At 64.2% G+C, this 23,104-nt stretch carries 21 protein-coding genes and 1 pseudogene; 13 read left to right on the forward strand and 9 right to left on the reverse strand.

The genetic code is table 11. The features are described 5' to 3' along the window. Positions 1-11: 11 nt before the first annotated feature. The 5 genes from betI (at position 12) to CK230_RS27535 (ending at position 4,413) form a co-directional block, all read left to right on the forward strand. Positions 12-662 (forward strand): transcriptional regulator BetI, encoded by a 651-nt coding sequence (gene betI, locus CK230_RS27515; RefSeq protein WP_095819968.1) that lies wholly within the window; start codon positions 12-14, stop codon positions 660-662. A gap of 84 nt (positions 663-746) precedes the next feature. After that, complete coding sequence (locus tag CK230_RS27520) at positions 747-1,520, forward strand: SDR family oxidoreductase (RefSeq protein WP_095820063.1); 774 nt, start codon at positions 747-749, stop codon at positions 1,518-1,520. A gap of 112 nt (positions 1,521-1,632) precedes the next feature. After that, positions 1,633-3,030 carry a class II fumarate hydratase gene (fumC, locus tag CK230_RS27525; protein WP_095819969.1) on the forward strand — a complete coding sequence of 466 codons (1,398 nt, stop codon included), beginning with the start codon at positions 1,633-1,635 and terminating at the stop codon, positions 3,028-3,030. Positions 3,031-3,443: 413 nt separating this feature from the next. Then, positions 3,444-3,866, forward strand: a complete 423-nt coding sequence (locus CK230_RS27530) for a DoxX family protein (RefSeq protein WP_095819970.1) — start codon at positions 3,444-3,446, stop codon at positions 3,864-3,866. 124 nt (positions 3,867-3,990) lie between these two features. Continuing rightward, the gene (locus tag CK230_RS27535; RefSeq protein WP_095819971.1) at positions 3,991-4,413 is read left to right on the forward strand and encodes a DoxX family protein; all 423 of its coding nucleotides are present in this window, start codon (positions 3,991-3,993) and stop codon (positions 4,411-4,413) included. A gap of 7 nt (positions 4,414-4,420) precedes the next feature. On the opposite strand, the gene ppx is transcribed toward CK230_RS27535, so the two are convergent. Together ppx and CK230_RS27545 are read right to left on the reverse strand one after the other, a co-directional pair. Beyond that, positions 4,421-5,956, reverse strand: a complete 1,536-nt coding sequence (ppx, locus tag CK230_RS27540) for an exopolyphosphatase (RefSeq protein WP_095819972.1) — start codon at positions 5,954-5,956, stop codon at positions 4,421-4,423. Beyond that, positions 5,953-8,148, reverse strand: coding sequence for an RNA degradosome polyphosphate kinase (locus CK230_RS27545; RefSeq protein ID WP_095819973.1), 2,196 nt, complete (start codon positions 8,146-8,148; stop codon positions 5,953-5,955). The genes ppx and CK230_RS27545 overlap by 4 nt, the downstream gene beginning before the upstream one ends. Positions 8,149-8,399: 251 nt before the next feature. Here CK230_RS27545 and CK230_RS27550 point away from each other — a divergent pair, with 251 nt between their 5' ends. Both CK230_RS27550 and CK230_RS27555 read left to right on the forward strand, forming a co-directional pair. Then, positions 8,400-8,645, forward strand: a complete 246-nt coding sequence (locus tag CK230_RS27550; protein WP_027169907.1) for a zinc-finger domain-containing protein — start codon at positions 8,400-8,402, stop codon at positions 8,643-8,645. 15 nt (positions 8,646-8,660) lie between these two features. Beyond that, complete coding sequence (locus tag CK230_RS27555) at positions 8,661-9,896, forward strand: FAD-dependent monooxygenase (protein WP_095819974.1); 1,236 nt, start codon at positions 8,661-8,663, stop codon at positions 9,894-9,896. 226 nt (positions 9,897-10,122) lie between these two features. Here CK230_RS27555 and CK230_RS27565 read toward each other — a convergent pair whose 3' ends face one another. The 5 genes from CK230_RS27565 to CK230_RS27585 form a co-directional block, all read right to left on the reverse strand. Continuing rightward, positions 10,123-10,791: a TIGR02117 family protein gene (locus CK230_RS27565; protein ID WP_095819975.1), complete on the reverse strand. Its 669-nt coding sequence runs from the start codon at positions 10,789-10,791 to the stop codon at positions 10,123-10,125. Positions 10,792-10,990: 199 nt separating this feature from the next. Further along, positions 10,991-11,794 (reverse strand): amino acid ABC transporter ATP-binding protein, encoded by an 804-nt coding sequence (locus tag CK230_RS27570; RefSeq protein ID WP_095819976.1) that lies wholly within the window; start codon positions 11,792-11,794, stop codon positions 10,991-10,993. 69 nt (positions 11,795-11,863) lie between these two features. Next, positions 11,864-13,021 carry an amino acid ABC transporter permease gene (locus CK230_RS27575; protein ID WP_095819977.1) on the reverse strand — a complete coding sequence of 386 codons (1,158 nt, stop codon included), beginning with the start codon at positions 13,019-13,021 and terminating at the stop codon, positions 11,864-11,866. A 4-nt stretch (positions 13,022-13,025) separates the two neighbouring features. Then, positions 13,026-14,213, reverse strand: coding sequence for an amino acid ABC transporter permease (locus CK230_RS27580; protein WP_095819978.1), 1,188 nt, complete (start codon positions 14,211-14,213; stop codon positions 13,026-13,028). Between the two features lie 62 nt (positions 14,214-14,275). Further along, complete coding sequence (locus tag CK230_RS27585) at positions 14,276-15,304, reverse strand: amino acid ABC transporter substrate-binding protein (RefSeq protein WP_095820064.1); 1,029 nt, start codon at positions 15,302-15,304, stop codon at positions 14,276-14,278. A gap of 481 nt (positions 15,305-15,785) precedes the next feature. Here CK230_RS27585 and CK230_RS27590 point away from each other — a divergent pair, with 481 nt between their 5' ends. The 5 genes from CK230_RS27590 (at position 15,786) to CK230_RS27610 (ending at position 20,166) form a co-directional block, all read left to right on the forward strand. Then, positions 15,786-16,955 carry a cystathionine beta-lyase gene (locus CK230_RS27590; RefSeq protein ID WP_095819979.1) on the forward strand — a complete coding sequence of 390 codons (1,170 nt, stop codon included), beginning with the start codon at positions 15,786-15,788 and terminating at the stop codon, positions 16,953-16,955. Positions 16,956-17,109: 154 nt separating this feature from the next. Then, on the forward strand, positions 17,110-17,793 hold the full coding sequence (locus CK230_RS27595; protein WP_095819980.1) for an RNA polymerase sigma factor: 684 nt from the start codon (positions 17,110-17,112) through the stop codon (positions 17,791-17,793). Positions 17,794-17,885: 92 nt separating this feature from the next. Continuing rightward, positions 17,886-18,410 (forward strand): DUF4142 domain-containing protein, encoded by a 525-nt coding sequence (locus CK230_RS27600; RefSeq protein WP_095820065.1) that lies wholly within the window; start codon positions 17,886-17,888, stop codon positions 18,408-18,410. Beyond that, complete coding sequence (locus CK230_RS27605; RefSeq protein WP_095819981.1) at positions 18,407-18,715, forward strand: cupredoxin family copper-binding protein; 309 nt, start codon at positions 18,407-18,409, stop codon at positions 18,713-18,715. The genes CK230_RS27600 and CK230_RS27605 overlap by 4 nt, the downstream gene beginning before the upstream one ends. 365 nt (positions 18,716-19,080) lie before the next feature. Continuing rightward, positions 19,081-20,166, forward strand: a complete 1,086-nt coding sequence (locus tag CK230_RS27610; protein WP_095819982.1) for an HPP family protein — start codon at positions 19,081-19,083, stop codon at positions 20,164-20,166. A 198-nt stretch (positions 20,167-20,364) separates the two neighbouring features. Here CK230_RS27610 and CK230_RS27615 read toward each other — a convergent pair. Beyond that, positions 20,365-21,229, reverse strand: a pseudogene (locus CK230_RS27615) (crotonase/enoyl-CoA hydratase family protein). An 80-nt stretch (positions 21,230-21,309) separates the two neighbouring features. Here CK230_RS27615 and CK230_RS27620 point away from each other — a divergent pair. Then, positions 21,310-21,900, forward strand: a complete 591-nt coding sequence (locus tag CK230_RS27620; RefSeq protein ID WP_095819983.1) for a TetR/AcrR family transcriptional regulator — start codon at positions 21,310-21,312, stop codon at positions 21,898-21,900. Between the two features lie 176 nt (positions 21,901-22,076). Here CK230_RS27620 and CK230_RS27625 read toward each other — a convergent pair whose 3' ends face one another. Then, positions 22,077-23,063, reverse strand: a complete 987-nt coding sequence (locus CK230_RS27625; RefSeq protein ID WP_095819984.1) for a substrate-binding domain-containing protein — start codon at positions 23,061-23,063, stop codon at positions 22,077-22,079. Positions 23,064-23,104 lie beyond the last annotated feature (41 nt).

Here is a 23,104-nt window from a genome sequence, read left to right on the forward strand (position 1 = left end):
AGCGGGCGAAGATGTCAACATGGATTCGCCATGCATGGATCGATCCAGTGAAACTGACGCGTCTCAGCGACATACGCCGCAAGGAGTTGCGGCAGGCGGCGTTCGCCGTTCTGGAACTCGAAGGCATCGCCGGCGCGACGCTGGAAAAGGTCGCGGCCCAGGCCGGGGCCTCGAAGGGCATCGTGCTGCATTATTTCCGCAACAAGCAGGAGTTGTTCGAGCACGCCATGCGCGAGGCGAATGCCGTGCTCTGTCATGCCGTGGTCGCCCGGCTGCAGCGGGCGCGGACGCCGATGGAACGGCTCGACGCCGTGATCGAGGGCAATTTCGAGGAGCACCTGTTCCTGCCGCCGCTCTGCCACGCCTGGCTGTCGCTCTGCGCCGAGGTGCCGCGCGACGAGAAGCTGGCGCGTATCCAGAAGGTGATCCACGCGCGCATGCGCTCAAACCTGTTGTCCGGCCTGCGCGGCCTCGCTTCGCCGGAACTGGCCGAGGAGATCGTGCTTGGCGTCACCGCCTTGATCGACGGGCTGTGGCTCAGGCTCGGCCTGCAGCCGGGCAGCGTCTCGCGCGAGCAGGCCGTGCGCCAGGTCAAGGATTTCGTCGCGGGGCGGCTTGCGCTTCGCCAGCCCACGCCCGTCGGACTGGCCTCGGCGGGATAAAGTTCATACCCGTCGATAGCTCATTCGCTTGACCGCCCGCCTTGCTCGGCGTTGCATTGCCGCTCCAATTGCAGGAGCATGGCGATGCGACTTCAAGGCAAGCGGGCGCTGGTCACGGGGGGCTCGGACGGCATCGGCCTGGCGATTGCGGAAGCCTTTGCCCGAGAAGGTGCCGACCTTTTGATCGTCGGGCGCGATGCGGGAAAGCTGGACACTGCGCGCGAGACAATCGCCAAGGCTGCTGAAAATGCCGCGATCGAAACGCTGTCGGCCGATCTCGCCACCAGCGCCGGCGTCGATGCGGTCGTCGGCTATGTCGGCCAATCCAGCCGGCCGCTGGACATCCTCGTCAACAATGCCGGCGTCGCCTATCTGGTGCCGTTCGAGACGGTGAGCGCTGAGCAGTTCCAGCATTCCTTCGCGCTCAATGTGACGGCGGCGTTCTTCCTTACCCAACAGCTGCTACCGCATTTGAGCGCCGGCGCCTCGGTCATCAACATCTCGTCCTACTTCGCCAGCAAGATGATCCCGAAACGGCCGTCGAGCCTCTATTCGCTGTCCAAGGGCGCGCTGAATTCGCTGACCAAATCGCTTGCCTTCGAGCTTGGACCGCGCGGCATCCGCGTCAACGCGATCGCGCCCGGCACCATCGACACCGCCATGCGGCGCAAATCGATCGTCAACCTTCCGCAGCAGGCACAAGACGAACTCAAGGACTATGTGGAGCGAAGCTATCCGCTCGGCCGCATCGGCCGTCCCGCGGATGTCGCCGGCATGGCGGTGCATCTCGCCAGCCACGAGGCCGCCTGGACCAGCGGCAGCATATTCGCGGTGGATGGCGGCTATACCGCCGGGTGAGAATAGCCTCTCCCTTCAACCGATTTGCATCTTCCTTGCCCGCAATCTCCGCTTGATGCCGTTTATGCAACGCGATACGCCGTTGCCCAAATCGACAGACCGGAGACTTGCCGTGAGCGCTGAAAAGACCAGAACCGAAACCGATACGTTCGGTCCCATCGAGGTGGCGGCCGACCGTTATTGGGGCGCGCAGGCGCAGCGCTCTCTGGGCAATTTCAAGATTGGCTGGGAAAAGCAGCCGGCTTCGATCGTACGCGCGCTCGGCATCGTCAAGCGCGCCGCGGCCGAGGTCAACATGGAGATGAAGCGGCTCGACCCGGCCATCGGCAAGGCGATCGTCGAGGCCGCGCAGGAAGTCATCGACGGCAAGCTCGACGAGCATTTCCCGCTGGTGGTGTGGCAGACCGGCTCGGGCACACAGTCCAACATGAACGCCAACGAGGTGATCTCCAACCGGGCTATCGAGATGCTCGGCGGGGTGATGGGCTCGAAGAAGCCGGTGCATCCGAACGACCACGTCAATATGAGCCAGTCGTCCAACGACACCTATCCGACGGCCATGCACATCGCCTGCGCCGAGCGGGTCGCGCATCATCTCATCCCCGCCCTGCATCATCTGCACAAGGCGCTCGACGCCAAGGCCCGCGCCTTCAACCACATCATCAAGATCGGCCGCACGCACACGCAGGACGCCACGCCGCTGACGCTTGGCCAGGAATTTTCCGGCTATGCCGCGCAGGTCGCCTCCTCGATCAAGCGCATCGAGCAGACGCTGCCCGGCCTGCAGGAGCTGGCGCAGGGCGGCACCGCCGTCGGCACCGGCCTCAACGCGCCGGTCGGCTTCGCGGAAAAGGTGGCGGACCGTATCGCTTCGATAACCGGCATTGCCTTCGTGACCGCGCCGAATAAGTTCGAGGCGCTCGCGGCGCATGATTCCATGGTCTTCTCGCATGGCGCGATCAACGCGGCGGCCGGGGCACTGTTCAAGATCGCCAACGACATCCGCCTGCTCGGCTCCGGCCCGCGCTCAGGCCTTGGCGAACTGTCGCTGCCGGAGAACGAGCCGGGCTCCTCGATCATGCCGGGCAAGGTCAACCCGACCCAGTGCGAGGCGCTGACGCAGGTCTGCGTGCAGGTGTTCGGCAACAATGCCGCACTTACCTTCGCCGGCAGCCAGGGCCATTTCGAGCTCAACGTCTACAATCCGCTGATGGCCTACAACTTCCTGCAGTCGGTGCAGCTGCTCGCCGACGCCTCCGTGTCCTTCACCGACAATTGCGTGGTCGGCATCGAGGCGCGCGAGGACAACATCAAGGCTGCGCTCGAGCGCTCGTTGATGCTGGTGACGGCGCTGGCGCCGACCATCGGCTACGACAACGCCGCCAAGATCGCCAAGACCGCGCACAAGAACGGCACGACCTTGCGCGAGGAGGCCTTGGCCACCGGGCTGGTCAGCGAGGCTGACTATGATCGGCTGGTGCGGCCGGAGGACATGACGCATCCGGGGTAGTTTTCGTGACGCGAAGCGAGGCTGTTACAGGCTGCCGCGGCCTCGCGATGCCATTACTTCAGTCGAAGGACACAGCGGCGCGGATTCCCCGCCGCTTGCGGCTGCTTTAAGGTCACGGAATGGATCCTCGGGTCTGCGCGCGTCGCTTCGCTCCTTGCTCCGCCCGTGGATGACGACCCACGAGCGCCTCGGCAAATCTCCGAAGCCAGCGCTCGCAAACTTCGGACCGAGCGTTCCGTTTTGCGGCAGCAGAATTTACCGGGATAGCCCAATCCCAAGACACGATTTTCGCGCGCGACCGCCGATCCCGAAAACATATATTCTGTGAACAATGTGTCGCCGTATAGGCGTCTTTTGGTGAACAGTCTCCATCGTCTATCTGATTGGGCATCCAACCCATTCGGAGAACCGCCATGTCCATCAACTCTTCCGTCGCCGCCAACGGCGCCCAGTCCAACAGCTCCACCACGATCCTGCTCGGCCGCATTCTGCTGGCCGTGATCTTCCTGCTTTCCGGCTTCGGCAAGCTCACCGCCATTTCCGGCACCGCCGCCTATTTCGGCGCGCTTGGCCTGCCGGTCCCGACCGTGACCGCCGTCCTCGTCGGCCTGATCGAACTGCTCGGCGGCCTTGCCGTCCTCATTGGCTTCCAGACCAGGATCGTCGCCTGGGTGCTCGCCATCTTCACGATCGCCACCGGCCTTGTCGCGCATACCGGCTGGGCCGACCAGATGCAGATGATCCAGTTCCTCAAGAACCTCGCCATCACCGGCGGCTTCGTCCTGCTCGCCTCGTCTGGCGCCGGCGCCTATTCGATCGACGCCAAGCGCGGCTGATCCTTCTTTCCTCCCAAGCCCAAACTCAAAAGCGGCGCGGAATTTTCCGCGCCGCTTTTTCGTTGCAGGCGTAGACTGCGCCGCAGCCGGCGTCAGCCGAGCCGGCCGGCAAGGGAGGTGGCCAATGTTTCGCAATGCGTTGCTTCTGGTCTCGCGGCTGCTTCTCGCAGCGCTGTTCGTACCGTCGGGCTTCCAGGCACTGACCAACATCGGCGGCACGATCAGTTATTTCGCCGGCCTCGGCCTGCCGCTGCCGACTTTGGCAGCCTGGGGCACAGGCTTGTTCGAACTGATTGCCGGGTTTTTGATCCTTGTCGGTTTCCAGACGCGGATCGTGGCGCTGCTGCTTGCCGCCTTCTGTATCGTCGCAGGCTTCATCGGCCATTACGGCCAGGGCGGCGACGATGCGACCCTCGCCTTCCTGCACCAGCAGATGCTGATGAAGGACATCGCCATTGCCGGCGGCTTTCTGGCGCTCGCCATGGCCGGCGCCGGCGCATGGTCGGCCGACGGGCGTGGCTTTGGGATCAGCGCCGAGGTGACCTGAGCCAGCCCTATTTGACCGAAACGCTCGGTCCTCCCTCCACCGCCAGCACCAGGCGGCGGTTGGTGATGCGCGCCAGTTGCGCCAGCCGTCCGGCAGGGCGCTCGCCGTAGAGATCGGAAAGCGAGGCCGGCAGCACCAGCGCCAGCGCGCCGTTGCCGCGGCTTTCCCATTTCAGCCTCGGCATCACGCCCGGCATCGCCGCCGTCAGCAAATAGACCACGCGCATCATCGCCGCCAGCACGCGGGCGCGCTCGAGCAGGCGCGGCGGCGCCAGCGCCTTGATCTCGGGCGCGATGCCGTCGTTGAAGATGCCGTCATGGCGATAGGCGTTGGCCAGGGCCAGATAGGCGCGTCCAGGATGGTCGACGCCGATGAAGGAGGCATGCGCGATGATGTTCAGTGATTGCCTGCCACGATATTCCGGATGCGCGCGCCAGCCGATATCGGCGAGCAGGCAAGCGGCATGGCGGTAGCGCGTTTCGTCTTCCGTCTCGTCGATACCGAAGGCCTTGAATGCCTTGCCGGTCCATTCGACCAGGTCATGCGCGTGGTGCACCGAGCGCGAGCGCAACAGCGCCAATTCCTCGGCCGCCGAGATCAGCGGGTCGGCCTTCTGCTCCTCGGCGTCGAGCAGCGAATAGAGAAAGCCCTCGCGTACGCCCTGCGCCGAGACGACGATCTTCGAGGGTTGCATCGCCGCCATGATCTCCTGCAGCACGACAGCGCCGTAGGGCAGCAGCGAGCGGCGGTTCTTGGAAACGCCCTCGATGCCCCTCACCTTCTCGACCTCGCCCTTGGCCACCTGCCTGAGGAAGGTCTGCGCGCTGTCGGCCGAAATCTCGTAGTGATGCATGATGCCGAGCGGGTAGTTGTTCATCTCCATGTGCAGCCTGGCAAGGTTTCGCCAGGTGCCGCCGACGGCATAGAAGGCCCTGCCCTGCCCGCCCTTGAGCAGCTTGGCCCGCGCCAGTTCCTGGCGCGCGATCTTCTGCGCCTGGACGAGCGAGTTCTTCGCCATGTCCTGCAGGCGCAGGCCGCCGAGCGGCAGCGTGATGCCCTCGCCGATCGCCTCTCGGTTGATATCGATCAGCTCAAGGCTGCCGCCACCAAGGTCACCGGCGATGCCATTGGCCGGATGGAAGCCGGAAATGACGCCGAGCGCCGAATAATAGGCTTCCTGGCGCCCGGTGAGCACGCGAATCTCGGTCTTCAGCACTTCCTCGGCGCGGTGGATGAAATCGGGACCGTTGCCCGCCTCGCGCGCGGCGGCGGTGGCCAGCACATACATGTGCTCGGCGCCCGCCTGATCCGACAGCGCGCGAAAGCGGCGGAACTCCTCCATCGAGCGCGTCACGGCTTCGGGGTCGAGCTTGCCCGTCGAAACGATGCCTCGACCGAGGCCAGCCAGCATCTTTTCGTTGAACAGCAGCGAGGGCGAGCGGGCCAGCCCTTCATAGACCACAAGGCGGATCGAGTTCGACCCTATGTCGATGATCGACAGCGGCCGCCGGTCCTGAAGCCGGCCCTGGGAAACTGCAATCACGCGGCGCTGTTCTTCTTGCGGCGTTTGAACTGGGCGATGCGCTTGGGCGCATGCGACTTCAGCGCGTCGCCCCGTCCGGAGAGGCTCGGATTGGTCATGAAATATTCCTGCGCGTTGAACGGCTCCTCGCCCTCCTCCAGCACAACGCGCCGGGAGGTGCCGTCAGCCAATACGTCGAAACTTTGCTGGTTGTCCATGATGTTGCCCAGCATGATCTGGCCAAGCACCTGTTCATGCACAGTTGGATTGGTGATCGGCACCAGGGTCTCGACGCGGCGGTCGAGATTGCGCGGCATCATGTCGGCGGACGAGATGTAGACGATCGCCTCGTCCGACGGCAGGCCGTGGCCGTTGCCGAAGCAGAAGATGCGGCTGTGCTCGAGGAAACGGCCGACGATGGACTTCACCCTTACATTCTCGGACAGGCCCGGCACCTGCGGCCTCAGGCAGCAGATGCCGCGCACGACGAGGTCGATCTCGACGCCGGCGCGGCTGGCGTCATAGAGGGCGTCGATAATGATCGGGTCGACCAGCGCGTTCATCTTCATCCAGATGCGTGCCGGGCGGCCTTCATGCGCATGGACGACTTCCTCGGCGATGTGCTTCAGGATGCGGTCGCGCAGCGTGAAGGGCGACACGGCAAGGCGCATCTCCTCCGCCGGTTCGGCATAGCCAGTGATGAAGTTGAAGATCTGCGCGACATCGCGCGCGATCGTCGGATCGGTGGTGAAGAAGGACAGGTCGGTGTAGATGCGGGCGGTGACCGGGTGGTAGTTGCCGGTGCCGAGATGGACGTAATTGCGCAGCCGGCCGTCCTCGCGGCGCACGACGAGCGACATCTTGGCGTGGGTCTTCAGCTCCAGGAAGCCGAACACGACCTGGACGCCGGCGCGTTCGAGGTCGCGCGCCCAGCGGATATTGGCCTCCTCATCGAAGCGCGCCTTCAGCTCGACCAGCGCTGTCACCGACTTGCCGGCCTCGGCGGCGTCGATCAGCGCGCGCACGATCGGGCTGTCGTTCGAGGTGCGGTAGAGCGTCTGCTTGATCGCCACCACTTCCGGGTCGGCGGCAGCCTGGCGCAGGAACTGCACCACCACGTCGAAGGATTCGTAGGGGTGGTGGACGATGATGTCTTTCTCGCGGATGGCGGCCAGGCAGTCGCCGCCATGCTCGCGGATGCGCTCGGGAAAGCGCGGATTGTAGGGGGTGAACTTCAGGTCGTCGCGCGGAATGGCGACGATTTCGGAAATCTGGTTGAGCGCCAATGGACCGGTGAGCACGCTGATGCGGCTCGACGAGACGCCGAGCTCGCCGGCGACGAAATCGCGCAATTCGGCCGGCATCAGCGTGTCGAACTCGATGCGGATCACGGAACCGCGGCGGCGCCGCTTCAGCGCCGTCTCGAACAGGCGCACGAGGTCTTCCGATTCTTCCTCGACCTCGATATCGCTGTCGCGGATGATGCGGAACGTGCCCGAGCCCTTGACCTCATAGCCGGGGAACAGCTTGCCGATATAGATGCCGACCGCCTCCTCCAGCGGGATGAAGCGCACATGGCGCTTGCGGTCCGGCAGGCGAATGAAGCGCCTGAGCGCCACCGGCAGGCGCAAGAGCGCGCTCATCTCCTCGCCATTCTTGCGATGGCGCAATTGCAAGGCGATGGAAAAGCCGAGATTGGGGATGAACGGGAACGGGTGCGCCGGATCGATCGACAGCGGCGTCAGCACCGGGAAGACCTGTTCCTGGAAATGCTCCTCCAGCCAGGTCTTCTCATCCTTGGTCAGCGCGTCGCGGGTGATGCTTTCGATGCCTTCCTTGTTGAGCAGGGTCATCAGCACCGAGAGGCTCTTCTGCTGGTCCTCCTGCAGGCGCTCGACCTCGCGCAGCAGCTGCTCGAGCTGCTGCTCGGGGGTTCGGCCGTCCGGGCTTTTCAGCGCGATCCCCTCACGCACCTGACCGGCAAGGCCGGCAACGCGGACCATGAAGAACTCGTCGAGATTGGCAGCCGAGATCGACAGGAAGCGGACGCGTTCGAGCAGCGGATGATGCTCGTTGAGCGACTCTTCCAGCACGCGCCGGTTGAATTGCAGCCAGGAAAACTCGCGGTTGACGAAACGGTCGGGATTGCCGCCGTCGGGGCTCGCCGCCTCGACGGTAATGAACTCGCTCTGCACCGGCTTCAGTTCGTTCATGGTTTCCCGCTCTGTCCGCAACCGTCCCTGGGAGCGCCGCATTTTGCCGTCCGGCGACGCCCTAACATCTCTTTGTGACACATGATCGTCACGGAATCGCTCCGTGCCCGGCCTCACGCGCTTAACCGGCTCAACTTATCCTCTGCCAGCCTTTTGCGACAGTTTGATTTCATCGATCTTGCAAACTGGCATGTTATGCTCCAGATGCAGGCGGGGTCACACCCACTGGCCGAACCCTATTGGAGACGACGATGGCAGGCGGTAGCATTCCCCATTTCCAGAACGACGCGGGCCATCCGGTCATCGAGATCGGCGTCAAGGAATTCATGTGCACCGGCGCCAACCCGCCCTTCGATCATCCGCATGTTTTCCTCGACATGGGCGACGACAATGAAAAAGTCTGCCCCTACTGCTCGACGCTCTACCGCTATTCGCCGTCGCTGAAGGCGACGGAAACGCAGCCGGCCGGCTGCCTCTATGTCGATCAGGCTGCCTGAGCCTTTTCCCCGACGATGACTGAAACACGGTCCCGGCAAGTCGTCATAGCCGGGGCAGGCATAGCCGGGCTGACGGCAGCGCTCGCCTTTTCAGCCCGCGGCTTGCCGGTGAAACTGTTCGAGCAGGCCAAGCAGCTCGAAGCGGCCGGCTCCGGCCTCCAGCTGTCTCCGAACGCGACCCGCATCCTGCGCCGACTTGGCGCACTGGACCGCCTGTTGCCTAACGCGGTCCGGCCCGAAGCGGTGGTGCTGAAGGATGCGAGAAGCCTGCGCGAGCTGGCGCACGTGCCGCTTGGACACGCGGCCGAGCAGCGCTGGGGGGCGCCCTATCTGGTGGCGCACCGCGCCGACCTGCAGACGGCCCTGACGGAGGAAGTGGCGGATCGGCGCGATATCGAGCTCGTTACCGGCGCACGGGTGACAGGCATCGCCGCCGACGCGCGAAGCGTGACCGCGACGGTCGAGACCGAAGGCAAAACCATATCGGTTGCAGCCGGTCTGCTGGTCGGAGCCGACGGCGTGTGGTCGACGGTTCGCGCGCAGCTTGCGGCCCGGGACTTCGCTTTCGCGAAAAGCCGCTTTTCGGGCCGACTGGCCTGGCGCGCCACGGTGGCGGTCGACAGCCCTGCCGGGCAGGCTTTTGCCGAGATCGGAGCGGCGGGCTGGGTCACAACATTCCTGCATCCCGGCTTCCATTTGGTCGCCTACCCGGTGAGCAAGGGCCGCACCGTCAACCTCGCCGCCTTCACCAGAGGCGAACGTATCGCGGAAGGCTGGTCTGGCCATGCCGACCCGGCCATTCTGTCCAATGCCATGCGTGGCACCGCGGCCGTTCTCGAAAGGCTCGTGGCGCTGGCGGGGCCGTGGACGGCGTTTCCAATGCACACTGTCCGGCAACGGCGCTGGGCGGTCCCGCAAGGCATAGCGCTGATCGGCGACGCCGCGCATGCCATGACGCCGTTCGCGGCGCAGGGCGCGGCCATGGGGATTGAGGACGCCTCGATGCTCGCCAATCTGGTCGCCGACTTTCCCGGAGATCCGGCCCACAGCCTCGCCGTCTGGGAAAACCTCAGGCGGCCACGCGTCGAAAGGGTGCTCAAGCGCGGCGCGCTCAACCAGCTCGCCTGGCACGCCTGGGGACCGGTGGCGGTCGCCCGCGATCTGGTGCTGGCGACGCGGCCGCCGGAGAAGCTCGCGGCCGATCTGGACTGGCTTTATGGGTGGGAGGAGCGGAAGGTGGTGCGGCGGTAGGGTGCCTGACGGCCGGATAGGCTGGCGGGACAGCGCCCCCCTCTGTCCTGCCGGACATCTCCCCCACTTGGGGGGAGATTGGCAGTTTCGCCGCCGGCGCTTCTCTTGCAACGTTGGTCATTGGCGAATGCCGTCGCGACATCCGATCTCCCCCCTTGTGGGGGAGATGTCCGGCAGGACAGAGGGGGGCGCGAAGGAACGAGACGTTCTTTACAAGGACGAGCGCTTAGTCATACAGCCCCATCGACCACCACAGCGATACCGGCAGCGGGTTCCACCAACCGGTTCGCAGGCCGGCAACCCTTAGTCCCGCCGCCGTCCAGGTGTTGCAGCCGACCAGCGCGTTGAAATGGCCATTGGCTTCATAGAAACGGTCGTAGGCCGAGTAGCCGGCTTTCTCGATAGCCACGGGTCCGCCCGTGCCCTGCTGGAAGCTCGCGGCGATGTAGTCGAGGAGAGCCGCGAAATGCGCTTCGTCGATGTCGAAGCCTGCGACATCCGGATGCGGGTCCTTGATCGCGCCGGCGACATCGACATGCATCACCGAGGCGTCAAGCGTCAGCGCCTTCAACACCGGCGCGGCCTTCAATTGCGACCATGTCGGCGTCTCCAAATAAAAGGCGCGGCCGCCCCAGCCGAAGACGATGTAGCGTGCTTCCGGGGCATCCATCGGCAGATCGGCATCGACCAGGAAGGCGAAGCGCCGGCGAACGCCGTCATCGAGAGGGATAGCGATGTCCGTATGGATCGGGTTCTTCAGCACAAGAATGTGCTGCGTTCCCTGGCCTTCGGCCATCGCAGCGGGCCAGAGCGGGCGCGGCACCAATGTGCCGAGCGCGGCGGCGAGAAGCACCGCTGCGACCAGCATCGCAAGGTATCGCAACGCTCTTCTCATCGGGCGCGACAAGTCAGTCGCCTCGTGATTTCGTCATCCTCGGCTTGACCCGAGGATCGATGCCATGACGTCCGTCATCAAGCGCGGCGGAGTAGAATTCTGAGCCGTTGCAACGCCTTAGCGTAACCGCATGGATCCTAGGGTCTGCGCGCGTCGCTTCGCTCCTTGCTTCGCCCCAGGATGACGATCGAGTGGCCGCTCAGTGCAGGATCTGCGACAGGAACAGCTTTGTCCGCTCATGGCGCGGATGGTCGAAGAACTCGGCCGGCGTGTTCTGCTCGACGATCTGGCCCTGATCCATGAAGATCACCCGGTTGGCGACTTTGCGAGCAAAGCCCATCTCGTGGGTGACGCACAGCATCGTCATGCCCTCTTCCGCCAGGCCCACCATCGTCTCCAACACTTCCTTGATCATTTCGGGATCGAGCGCCGAAGTCGGCTCGTCGAACAGCATGATGCGCGGGTTCATGCAGAGCGAACGGGCGATCGCTACGCGCTGCTGCTGGCCGCCGGAAAGCTGGCCCGGATATTTGTTGGCCTGTTCCGGGATCTTGACGCGCTTGAGGAAATGCATGGCGATTTCCTCGGCCTGCTTCTTCGGCATCTTGCGCACCCAGATCGGCGCCAGCGTGCAGTTCTCCAGGATGGTCAGATGCGGGAACAGGTTGAAATGCTGGAACACCATGCCGACCTCGCGGCGCACCTCGTCGATCTTCTTCAGATCGTTGGTGAGTTCCTTGCCGTCGACGATGATCTTGCCCTTCTGATGCTCCTCCAGCCGATTGATGCAGCGGATCATGGTCGATTTGCCGGAGCCGGAGGGACCGCAAATGACGATGCGCTCGCCACGCATCACCTTGAGGTTGATGTCCTTCAGCACATGGAACTCGCCATACCATTTATGCATGCCGACAATGTCGATGGCGACATCGGTAGTCGAGATGTGCATCTTCTTGGCATCGACCTTCAGGTCTTCCGCGCTGACGGCGTTTTCGGTGGTCATGGCCAATTCCCCTTATCGTTGTTCTTGATGCATGTCCCAAAACCGCGCCACAGTTTTGGGCGATATGCATCAGCGTTTGTAGCCGGTATCGAGGCGGCGTTCGGTGTACATTGAATAGCGCGACATGCCGAAGCACAACAGCCAGAAAACGAAGGCGGCAAAGATCAGGCCGGACTTCGGTGTCTGCGGCGTCGCCCAGTTGGGGTCGGCGAAGTTTTGCTTCACCACGCCGAGCAGGTCGAACATCGAGATGATCAGGACCAAGCTGGTGTCCTTGAGCATGCCGATGAAGGTGTTGACGATGCCGGGAATGACCAGCTTCAGCGCCTGCGGCAGCACGATCAGGCCCATCTTTTGCCAGTAGCCCAGGCCGAGCGAGTCGGCGCCTTCATACTGGCCCTTCGGGATCGCCTGCAGGCCGCCGCGGATAACTTCCGCCATATAGGCGGCGGCAAACAGCGACACGCCGATCAGCGCCCGCAGGTATTTGTCGAAACTGACGCCTTCCGGCAGGAACAGCGGCAGCATGACGCTGGCGAAGAACAGCACGGTGATCAGGGGAATGCCGCGCACCGTCTCGATGAAGACGACGCACAGCCATTTGATGATCGGCATCTTCGAACGCCGACCGAGCGCCAGCACGATGCCCATCGGCAGCGACACGGCGATGCCGACGAAGGACAGGCTGAGCGTGACCAGCAGCCCGCCCCAGCGCGGGGTCTCGACATGCGGCAGGCCGAACACGCCGCCGACCAGCAGGAAGAAGGCGACGATCGGCAGCGCCACGAAGAGCAAAAGCGCGTTCAGTCCCTTGCGCGGCACGCGCGGGATCAGCATCGGCACCAGCAGCGCCACGAACAGGATGGCGACCAGGATCGGCCGCCAGCGCTCCTCGACCGGATAGGTGCCGAACATGAACTGGCCGAACTTGGCGTTGACGAAGGCCCAGCAAGCGCCGGTCCAGCCATCGGGCTGGATGCCGCCTTGCGAGGCGGTGGTGCAGACCGTGCGGTCCGGTCCGGTCCAAACGGCATTGATGAAGGCCCAGTTGATGACCTGCGGCAGGACCCAGAGCACGATGGCGATGCCCAGCACCGTGAGAATCGTGTCGCCGACCGAGCCGATCAGGTTCTTGCGCACCCAGGCATAGGCGCCGCGTTCGGTCGGCGGCGCCGGCTGCGCCAGCGCCATCTCCGTGCGCACCCAGGACATATCGTGTTCCTGCATGGCCCTACCTCTCCACCAGCGCCATTCTGGCGTTGACGATGTTCATGACGAAGGATGTCACCAGGCTCAGCACCAGATAGGCGATCATCATGATGAACACGCCCTCAACCGCCTGTCCGGTCTGGTTCAGCACCGTGCCGGCGGTGGCGGTGAGATCGGGGTAGCCGATGGCGATCGCCAGCGAAGAGTTCTTGGTCAGGTTGAGATACTGGCTGGTCAGCGGCGGGATGACGATGCGCATCGCCTGCGGGATCACCACCAGCCGCAGGATCGGGCCGGAACGCAGGCCGAGCGCCCCCGCCGCCTCGCTCTGCCCTTTGCTGACACCCCTGATACCGGCGCGCACGATCTCGGCGATGAAGGCCGCCGTGTAGAAGGAAAGCGCCAGCAGAAGCGACAAGAACTCCGGCTTGACCCAGAAGCCGCCGGTCAGGTTGAAGGTCGACTGCTTCGGGAAGTCGAAGGTGAGCGGCATGCCGCTGGCCAGGTAGGCCAGCACCGGCAGGCCGACGATAAGCGCCACGGAGGTCCAGAACACCGGGAATTGCTGGCCGGTCGCCCTCTGCCGCTGTCGCGCCCTGTGGGCGACGAACCAGGCCATTGCGATGGCGAGCAGCAGTGCCACGCCAATCAGCCAGGAACCGTCCCCCCAGACGGCGCGCGGCAAATAGAAGCCGCGCTGGTTGAGGAAGGAGCCGAACGGCAGATGGATGCTCTCGCGCGGCGGCGGCAGCACGGCGAGCACGCCCGAATACCAGAAGAAGATGACCAGCAGCGGCGGGATGTTGCGGAAGATCTCGACATAGACGGTGCAGATCTTGCGGATCAGCCAGTTCTGCGACAACCGGCCGATGCCGATGGCGAAGCCCACGATGGTGGCAAGCACGATGCCGGCGACGGCAACGATGATCGTGTTCAGCAGACCAACGACCAGCGCGCGGAAATAGGTCGAGTCGGACGTGTAGGCGATCGGCGTGTCGGAGATATCGAAGCCGGCCCTGCTCCTGAGGAAGCCGAAGCCTGAGGCAATGTGCAGGCGCTGGAGGTTTTCGATGACGTTGTGGATGATCCACCAGATCGAGCTGAACAGCAGGATCACGACCAGCGTCTGAAAGAACAGGCTGCGTATTCTGGGGTCATTGATGAAGGAGCCGCGGCTCGGCTCCTCGCGAAGGATTTCCTGCGAAGCCATGGACCGTCCCCTGGAAAGAGAAACCGGGAGGCAGACGACCTGCCTCCCGGATCACGTTTCGATCAGCGGATCGGCGGGCCGTATTGCAGGCCGCCCTTGGTCCACAGCGCGTTGATCCCTCGCGCGATCTTGAGCGGGCTGCCCGAGCCGACATTGCGCTCGAACATTTCACCGTAGTTGCCGACAGCCTTGACGATGTTGACGACAAAGTCGTTCGAGAGGCCGAGATCGGCGCCATACTTGCCGTCCGGCTCGGTGCCGAGCAGGCGCTGGATGTTCGGGTCGGTCGACGTCTTCATCTCCTCGACATTCGCCTGCGTGACGCCGGCTTCCTCGGCGTTCAAAAGCGCGAAATAGGTCCAGCGCGCGATATGCGCCCACTGGTCGTCGCCCTGGCGCACGGCCGGGCCAAGCGGCTCCTTGGAGATGATCTCGGGCAGCACGACATGGTCGGCCGGCGAGGACAGCGTCAGGCGGATGCCATAGAGGCCGGACTGGTCGGTGGTGTAAGCGTCGCAGCGGCCGGCATCATAGGCGGCGTTGACCTCTTCCAGCTTCTCGAACACGACGGGATTGTATTCCATCTTGTTCTTCTTGAAGTAGTCGGCGAGGTTCAGCTCGGTCGTGGTGCCGCTCTGCACGCAGACGGCGGCGCCCGAAAGCTGCAGCGCGGAGTTCACGCCCGGCAGCTTCTTGGCGTTGATCATGAAGCCCTGGCCGTCATAGTAGGTGACGCCGACGAAATCGAGGCCGAGCGCGCTATCGCGGTTGCTGGTCCAGGTGGTGTTGCGCGACAGGAGGTCGATCTCGCCCGACTGCAGCGCGGTGAAACGCTCCTTGGCGCTGAGCGGCGTGAACTTGACCTTGGAGGCGTCACCGAAAACGGCGGCCGCAACGGCGCGGCAGAAGTCCGCGTCGATGCCTTTCCAGTCACCCTTGTCGTCCGGCGCCGAAAAGCCGGCGAGGCCGGTCGAGACGCCGCACTGAAGAAAGCCCTTCTGCTTCACGGTATCGAGCGTGCCTGCCGAAGCGGCGGACGCCATGAACCCGAGCGCGGCGGCGCCAAGAATGCCGATTGCAATGTGTTTCATGACCCACATACCCTTTTCTGTTACAGGCGCCCCTGCTGTCAGGCGACGCTTGATCTTTTTTCGTTTGTGAATGCAGCTCCCACTTCAAGGCCCACTCCCGGACCCGCATCGGATGCCGATGCGCTGCCTCCCATTCACGAAACGCATCGAAGGCGATTATTCCTGTGAGGTCAAGGGAAATGACCGAAACCCCAAAGGTTTGAAAAGCAATTGCCGCAAATGCCTGAATTGCGGACAAGAGCCCATGAAATCGGCAGGCCATGCGAACAAATCAGTCAAGTTGCGGCGGGGCGAATCCATGAGCCGGCGGCCGAATCCGCTTCGGCAATAGCGGTGCTTTATCGGGCGCGGACGGGGTTGGATTGGCCCAGCCGAAGACCGGTTTTGGCGAGCCCGGCGCGGTTGCGCGGGCCTGGTCGCCGCTTTATGGCTGGTCACTGACATCATTAGACTCCTTAGATCAATTGGCTGGCGACGAACCATGGCTAAAGACGGCATCGAAATGGGCACCAACACGCTGCTTGCCCATTCCGGCAACGACCCGCGCGACTATTTCGGCTTCGTCAACCCGCCGGTCGTGCACGCCTCCACGGTGCTTTACCCCGATGCCGCCTCGATGGCCGGACGCAGCCAGAAATACACTTACGGCACGCGCGGCACGCCGACGATGGATGCGCTGACGCTCGCCGTCGATGCGCTGGAAGGCTCGGCCGGCACCGTCGCGGTGCCTTCGGGACTGGCGGCGGTGACGGTGCCGCTGCTCGCCTTCCTCGCCGCCGGCGACCATCTCTTGATCGTCGACAGCGTCTACCACCCGACGCGCCACTTCGCCGATACGATGCTGAAGCGGCTTGGCATTGAGGTCGAATATTACGAGCCGCGCATCGGCGCCGGCATTTCTTCGCTGATCAGGCCCAACACCAGGGTGGTGTTCACCGAATCGCCGGGATCGAACACCTACGAGGTCCAGGACATACCGGCGATCGCCAAGGCCGCGCATTCGGCGAACGCCATCGTGATGATGGACAATACGTGGGCGACGCCGCTCTATTTCAAGCCGCTCGACCATGGCGTCGACATCTCGATCCAGGCGGCGACGAAATATCCGGCCGGCCATTCCGACGTGCTGCTCGGCCTGGTTTCGGCCAACGAGACATATTGGAAGCAGCTTTATGATGGCTTCTGCACGCTCGGCTGCTGTTCGGGACCCGACGACATCTACCAGGTGCTGCGCGGCCTGCGCACCATGGGGGTGCGGCTCGAACATCACCGCAAGTCCGCGCTCGATATCGCGCGCTGGCTGGAGGAGCAGGCGGGGGTCGCGCAGGTGCTGCACCCGGCACTCGAAAGCCATCCCGACCATGCGCTCTGGAAGCGCGATTTCTGCGGCTCCAGCGGCGTCTTCTCGATCGTGCTCGACGGTGGCGGCCAGAAGGCCCAGCACGCCTTCCTCGACGCGCTCAAGATCTTCGGCCTCGGCTATTCCTGGGGCGGCTATGAGAGCCTCGCCGTTCCGGTCTTCCTCGGCGACCGCACGGTTGCCAAGGGTTCGTATGCCGGTTCGCTGATCCGCCTGCAGATCGGGCTGGAGGATGTCGAGGACCTCAAGGCCGACATCGCGCGTGGGCTGACCGCGGCGGCTGCCGCCTAGTGAAAAGCTGATCAGTAGGCGCCGGCCGCTACGTTTGCAGCCGCAGACACGCCTCGGGCGAAGCGATAGCATAGTACCGCAATCCACTCGGGAACCTTTTGCCGGCAGGCGCATCCAATTGCGGATGCAAAAACTGCCGGGAGATCGGAGCGAGATGAGAAGGCCTGCTGTTGAAGCCGCCAGGTTCGGCGCGGGCGGGGCCGGCGACATGGCGCTGGTGCGCCGGGCGCTGGCGCGCGATCCGGATGCGTGCCGTGCCATCATCAAGACACACAACCAGCGGCTCTACCGCATCGCGCGCGGCGTGGTGCGCAACGATGCCGAGGCAGAGGACATCGTGCAGGAGGCCTATATGCGCGCCTTCGCCAGTCTCGACGCCTTTCGCGGCGAGGCGTCGCTTTCCACCTGGCTGTCGCGCATCGTCATCAACGAGGCCCTCGGCCGGCTGCGCAGGCGCAAGCGCGTCGTCGCGATACCTGAGAGCCCGGAAGCGCAGATCATCCGGTTTCCTTTAAACCCAAATGACGATCCGGAGCGGACGATGGCGCAGCGGCAGATCCTCGGTCTCGTCGAACGGGCGACCGACAGCCTTCCCGATGTCTACCGCAGCGTTTTCGTCGCCCGCGTGATCGAGGGCCTGAGCATCGAGGAAACGGCCGACCTTCTGGGCGTGCGGCCTGAGACAGTTAAGACACGGCTGCACCGGGCGCGCGCCCTGGTGCGCAAGGCGCTGGACGACGAGATCGGTCCGGTACTGCTCGACGCCTTCCCCTTCGCCGGCCGCCGCTGCGAGCGGCTGACCCAGGCGGTGATGAAGCGCCTGGGTTTCGAAGACTGATTTTCGCGGGAACGTTTCTCGCTTCCCAGCATCCAATGGCCGTCAACCCTCAGATGAAGCCCGAAGCCGATGCGCCGGGCGAAGGAGATGCCATGTTTATGCGACCGACCGCCGCCCTCGCCGCCCTTTTGCTGATGAGCACCGCGCCGCTGGCGCTGGCCGCCGAAAAGCCCACCGACCCGCAGATTGCCCACATCGCCTATACGGCCGGCGCAATCGACATCGAGGCCGCCAAGCTGGCGATCGAGAAATCGAAAAACAAGGAGATCGTCGACTTCGCCAAGGACATGGAGCGCGACCATGAAGCGGTGAACAAGCAGGCGCTCGACCTGGTGAAGAAGCTGAAGGTCACGCCCGAGGACAATGATACCAGCAAGGCGCTGGCCAAGGCCGCCAAGGAGGAGCGCGCCAAGCTGGCGACGCTCAAGGGCGCCGAGTTCGACAAGGCTTATATCGAGAACGAAGTGGCCTATCACAAGCAGGTCAACGGCGCGCTCGAAACGCTGCTCATCCCCTCGGCCAGCAATGCCGAGCTGAAGAGGCTGCTGGTGACCGGGCTCAAGATCTTCCAGGGGCATGAGCAGCATGCCGAACATGTCGCCGGCATGCTGAAATGAGGCCGCGGCTTCTCGGCCCCGCACTGGCGTTGGCGCTCGGCGCATCGCCGGCCTTCGCGGCGACCATCGAGGTGACGATCGACAAGCTGGTGTTCTCGCCGGCCAGCGTTCAGGCCAAAGTTGGCGACACGATTGAGTGGACAAACAAGGATATTCTCGCCCACACCGCCACGGTCAAAGGCGGCTGGGATGTGATGATCCCGGCAAAGTCGAAGGGTAAAGTCACGCTGAAGACGGCGGGAGCGGTCGACTATTTCTGCCGCTTCCATCCCAACATGAAGGGCCATGTGGAGGTGGCCCCTTAACCCGCCGCCCCCTGGCCCGCCGCTGGGAGAGCGAGGCGCGCACGGCGCCTCGCTTGCTTGGCGGCAATCTTCCGAATGCCGGCGCGCAACCCACCCTGCCCGGCCGCGGCCCGCCGCTATACTGCGCCAACGCACCCTTGGCCGAAGCGGGGACATTCCGGCGAGTTGCCCAGCAGATTCCGCAAACCATCGTAACGCCTTGACGCGATTGACAAAGCCTGGGCCGCTAGCGGCATGTCCTCCGCAGCGCGCCGCGAAATAATATTCTCTCCGGCCGCGAATATACGGATTGGCTTGGCTTCCAAATCCGTGACTTCAGCGGCATTGCGTGGAGCGCAATTCCACCCATTCGACCAAGGCTTGCCATGGCGTTCCGCCTCTTTGTTCCAATCCTTGCCGGAGCGACGCTTCGCGAGCGGCTGCTTGCCTGCATCGGCGCGACTATCGGCATCGCACTCACCGGCATGATCAGCGGGCTCGCAATGGGCAGCGGCCCGCTTGTGGCGATGCTGGTGGCGCCGATGGGCGCTTCCGCGGTGCTGCTTTTTGCCGTTCCATCGAGCCCGCTTGCGCAGCCCTGGTCGATCGTCGGCGGCAACACGATTTCGGCGCTGGTCGGGGTGACGGTGGCGCATTTTGTGCATGACACGGTGATCGCCTCCGGCTTGGCCGTAGCCTTGGCCATCGCCGCCATGTCGTTCACCCGCTGCCTGCATCCCCCGGGAGGGGCTGCGGCGCTGACCGGCGTGATCGGCGGGCCGGCCGTTGCGGCCGCCGGCTTTCTGTTCCCCTTCGTGCCGGTGGCGCTGAACTCCATCGTGCTGGTGGCGCTCGGCCTCCTCTTCCACAAGCTGTCGCGGCGCAACTATCCCCATGTGCACGTGCCGGTCGCCAATGGTCACGGCACGGCCGACCGGCCGCCGGCCGAGCGCGTCGGCTTCCGGCCCGAGGATGTCGATGCAGCGCTCTCGGCGCTCGACGAAACCTTCGACATCAACCGTGACGACCTGGAGCGCCTGCTGCGCCAGGTCGAGTTGCAAGCGATGGTGCGCTCGCAACGCACGCTGCTTTGCCGGGACATCATGTCCCGCGACGTGATCTCGGTGCCGGAGACGGTTTTGGCCGACGAGGCGCGCACCCTTTTGATCGACCACAACATCCGCACCTTGCCGGTCGTCGATGCGGAAGGGCGGCTCACCGGCGCAATCGGCCTGCGCGAGCTGACGAAAGCGACCGGCACGGTGGGAGAAGTGATGTCGAAAGCAAGCACCGCTTTGCCCGACATGCCGGCGATGAGCCTGCTGCCGACGCTGACCGATGGGCGCAGTCATGCGGCGGTGATCGTCGATGGCGGCCGGCATATACTCGGGCTGATCACGCAGACCGACCTGCTGGCGGCGGCCGCTCGCGTGCAGCTGGGAGGCGAGGCGCCGTTGAAAGCGGTGGCCTAATTCCAGGAAAGTTTGACACGGTCTTCCGTCTGGAATTGCGCAAAAAACAAGCAGATAGAGCGGTTCGCCGTTTCCGTGAAACGGTAACCGCTCCAAGAGCAATTCCAGGAACGCGGCAATGGTTTTCCGCCCGGACCTGGATAGAAGCTGAAGCGGTTCAGCGCTTTCGCGAAACGCCGAGCCGGTTCAGGCAAGGCGTCAGCCAGGCAAGCCGGCCGCCCGGTCGAGACGGCGCGTGGCGGGTGTGGCCTTGTCCGGCCGCGCGACATGCGCCCATGAACCTTCATAGACCGCCTGCCTCCGCTCGATCCAGGCGCTCAAGCCTTCGCGCAGGTCTGCTGTCGGGGCCACGCGGGCGAATTGCTCGGCCTCCACCAGCAGGCCTTCCGCTATGCTCGAGTTGATGCCACGCGCCACCGCTGTGAGGATGCTGGCGACCGCCGTCTGCGAATGACTGACGATGCGGCGGGCAAGATCAAAGGCCGCCCGCATCAGTTCTTCGTGGGACACGACCTGGTTGATCAGGCCAAGCTCGGCGGCGCGTCCGGCCGAAAATGTCTCGCCGGTCAACAGCAGCTCCAGCGCGCGCTTGCGGCCGGCCAGCCTCGGCAGGCGCTGCGTGCCGCCAAAGGTTGGCGGCATGGCGAGCCTTATCTCGGGTTTTGCAAACAAGGCGCGATCACTGGCGATCGCCAGCGGTACCGCTTCGGTGATCTCGCAGCCACCGCCAAAGGCGAGGCCATTGACAGCGGCAATCACCGGCTTGCGGAACGCTTCCAGCCGCGCCGTCAGACGCTGGCCGCGCGTGACGAAATCGCGCAGCGCAACATCGGTGCCCTCGGCCACGCTCAATGAGAATTCGTGGATATCGCCGCCGGCAGAAAAGGCGCGCTGCCCTGCCCCTGTGAGGATAACGGCGCGCACGTCATCATCCGTCTCGATCAGGTCGAGGCGCGAAAGCAGCCGGTCGATCAGCGTAATTCAGCGCGTTCAGCTTGTCGGGGCGGTTGAGGGTGAGGATCGCGACGCGGTCACGCGTCTCGCTCAGCACAAGGTCGGTCATAGCTTTTTTTCCGGTGGCTCGGCGGGATAAGGAGCAGGCTTTCGGTTGCTTGTATATTCACTAGTCGGTATACTTTCGCGATGAACGAAAAGACCAATCCCACGCGAAAACGCCTGGTCGATGCGGCGACCAAGCTCTTTTATGCCGAAGGCATAGGCCGCGTCAGCGTCGATGCCGTGGCCGAGAAAGCCGGGCTCACCAAGCGCACGCTCTACTACCATTTCAAGAGCAAGGACGACCTGATCGCGGCCTATCTCGATGGGCGCGACCAACCCAATCTCGAGCAGATGGCGGGCTGGTTTGACGCGGCGGAGGGCGGCGCGGACAAAAAGGTCGAGGCGATCTTCACCAACCTGGCGCGGGTTGCCCGCCATCCCAGATGGAAGGGCTGCGGCTTCCTGCGCACGGCGGCCGAGCTTGCAGCGATGCCGGGACATCCGGCGGTGAAGGCTGGGGCGCGTCACAAAACCAATTTCGAGAAATGGCTGGCCGGCGCGCTTTCAAGCCACGATGTCGCCCAGGCGAAAATGCTGGCGCGCGAGATCGTGCTTTTGATGGACGGCGCCTTTTCCAGCATGCTGATCCACCACAATCCCGACTACGTCAATGCCGCCGGCCATGCCGCCGCGACGCTGATACGGGCTAGGATGGCAGGCAAACACGCAGCTTAGATCGTGGACGCTCCCGGCGCGTCGATTGAGGCGTCCGAAGGGCAGCCTCTTCAGGACAAGGCCAGCCAGGCGCCGGCGTCAGCAGGCCGACCTTAGCTGCAAGGCGACTTGACCGCCGGGTAACGAACAAGGCCCCGGAGGGCCTTGTCGCAACAGGTCGATGCAGGGGTCCGCGGTTACTTTCCCGCCAACTGCTTGGCATTCTCCGAAGTGATGGCGGTGGTATCGACGGTCACCGTCGCATCCACCGATGTCGCGCAGTCGAGCAGGATTTTCTTCGACATCTCGATCGCTTCCTTGGCGCCGGTCGGGTAAGTGAACGTCGCCGCCCAATCGCCCTTGGCCACCGCCTCGATGCCGCCGGCCGGGCCAGGCAGGCCGTCGGTGCCGATGATCTTGACGTCCTTGCCGGCGCCCTTGGCGGCCAGCAGCGCGCCCGCCGCCATCATGTCGTTCGAGGCATAGAGGACCTTGATGTCGGGATGCGCCTGCAGCATCGCGGCAAAGGCGGTCTGGGCTTTATCCGGAACCCAGTCGGCGGCCTGCTCGGCGACGATCTGGATCTTTGAGTTCGCCTTCACGCCTTCCTTGAAGCCGTTGAGACGCTCCACCGCCGGCGTCGAGCTCGGCAGCCCTTCCAGCACCGCCGCCTCGCCGCCGTCGGGCAACAGCTTCGTCGCCGTGAACTTGCCGGCTTCCTCGGCGATCTTGAAATTGTCGCCGCCGATGAAGGCCGTGTAGTCCTTGCCGGGATCGCCCACCGTCTTGCGGTCGAGCTCGATCACCGGAATGCCGGCATCCATGGCGCGCTTGACGGCTGGCGTCAGCGGAGCGGCCTCGAAGGGCGAGATCAGCAGGACATCGACCTTCTGGGTGATGAAATTGTCGACCTGGGAGGTCTGCGTGTTGACGTTGCCGGCACCGTCGGCGATCTGCAGCGTGAAGCCCGGCACTTCCTTGGCCGCCGCCATCAGCTCGTCGTTGACGTGCTGGCGATAGGGCTCGGCATTGTTGGCCTGTGAAAAGCCGATGACGAACTGGCCGTCCTTGGCGCAGGCCTTCACCAGCGGCTCGGCCGCCTGGGCACTGCCTGCGATGCAAAGGCCGGCACCGGCCAGCAGCGCGGCCCGAAGGACGCGCGATCCTATCAGTGTGGTTCTCATGCTCAATCTCCTCCTCGTCCGGCTCGGGTGCCGGACCTTGG

The sequence above is a fragment of the Mesorhizobium sp. WSM3859 genome, assembly GCF_002295065.1.
Taxonomy (GTDB): Bacteria; Pseudomonadota; Alphaproteobacteria; order Rhizobiales; family Rhizobiaceae; genus Mesorhizobium.

Bases quoted from the DNA above. Each gene is read 5' to 3' on its own strand.
- betI (WP_095819968.1), top strand. From the start codon at position 12: ATGTCAACATGGATTCGCCATGCATGGATCGATCCAGTGAAACTGACG.
- CK230_RS27520 (WP_095820063.1), top strand. From the start codon at position 747: ATGCGACTTCAAGGCAAGCGGGCGCTGGTCACGGGGGGCTCGGACGGC.
- CK230_RS27530 (WP_095819970.1), top strand. From the start codon at position 3,444: ATGTCCATCAACTCTTCCGTCGCCGCCAACGGCGCCCAGTCCAACAGC.
- CK230_RS27535 (WP_095819971.1), top strand. From the start codon at position 3,991: ATGTTTCGCAATGCGTTGCTTCTGGTCTCGCGGCTGCTTCTCGCAGCG.
- CK230_RS27545 (WP_095819973.1), bottom strand. From the start codon at position 8,148: ATGAACGAACTGAAGCCGGTGCAGAGCGAGTTCATTACCGTCGAGGCG.
- CK230_RS27550 (WP_027169907.1), top strand. From the start codon at position 8,400: ATGGCAGGCGGTAGCATTCCCCATTTCCAGAACGACGCGGGCCATCCG.
- CK230_RS27555 (WP_095819974.1), top strand. From the start codon at position 8,661: ATGACTGAAACACGGTCCCGGCAAGTCGTCATAGCCGGGGCAGGCATA.
- CK230_RS27565 (WP_095819975.1), bottom strand. From the start codon at position 10,791: ATGAGAAGAGCGTTGCGATACCTTGCGATGCTGGTCGCAGCGGTGCTT.
- CK230_RS27570 (WP_095819976.1), bottom strand. From the start codon at position 11,794: ATGACCACCGAAAACGCCGTCAGCGCGGAAGACCTGAAGGTCGATGCC.
- CK230_RS27575 (WP_095819977.1), bottom strand. From the start codon at position 13,021: ATGCAGGAACACGATATGTCCTGGGTGCGCACGGAGATGGCGCTGGCG.
- CK230_RS27580 (WP_095819978.1), bottom strand. From the start codon at position 14,213: ATGGCTTCGCAGGAAATCCTTCGCGAGGAGCCGAGCCGCGGCTCCTTC.
- CK230_RS27585 (WP_095820064.1), bottom strand. From the start codon at position 15,304: ATGAAACACATTGCAATCGGCATTCTTGGCGCCGCCGCGCTCGGGTTC.
- CK230_RS27590 (WP_095819979.1), top strand. From the start codon at position 15,786: ATGGCTAAAGACGGCATCGAAATGGGCACCAACACGCTGCTTGCCCAT.
- CK230_RS27595 (WP_095819980.1), top strand. From the start codon at position 17,110: ATGAGAAGGCCTGCTGTTGAAGCCGCCAGGTTCGGCGCGGGCGGGGCC.
- CK230_RS27600 (WP_095820065.1), top strand. From the start codon at position 17,886: ATGTTTATGCGACCGACCGCCGCCCTCGCCGCCCTTTTGCTGATGAGC.
- CK230_RS27605 (WP_095819981.1), top strand. From the start codon at position 18,407: ATGAGGCCGCGGCTTCTCGGCCCCGCACTGGCGTTGGCGCTCGGCGCA.
- CK230_RS27610 (WP_095819982.1), top strand. From the start codon at position 19,081: ATGGCGTTCCGCCTCTTTGTTCCAATCCTTGCCGGAGCGACGCTTCGC.
- CK230_RS27620 (WP_095819983.1), top strand. From the start codon at position 21,310: ATGAACGAAAAGACCAATCCCACGCGAAAACGCCTGGTCGATGCGGCG.
- CK230_RS27625 (WP_095819984.1), bottom strand. From the start codon at position 23,063: ATGAGAACCACACTGATAGGATCGCGCGTCCTTCGGGCCGCGCTGCTG.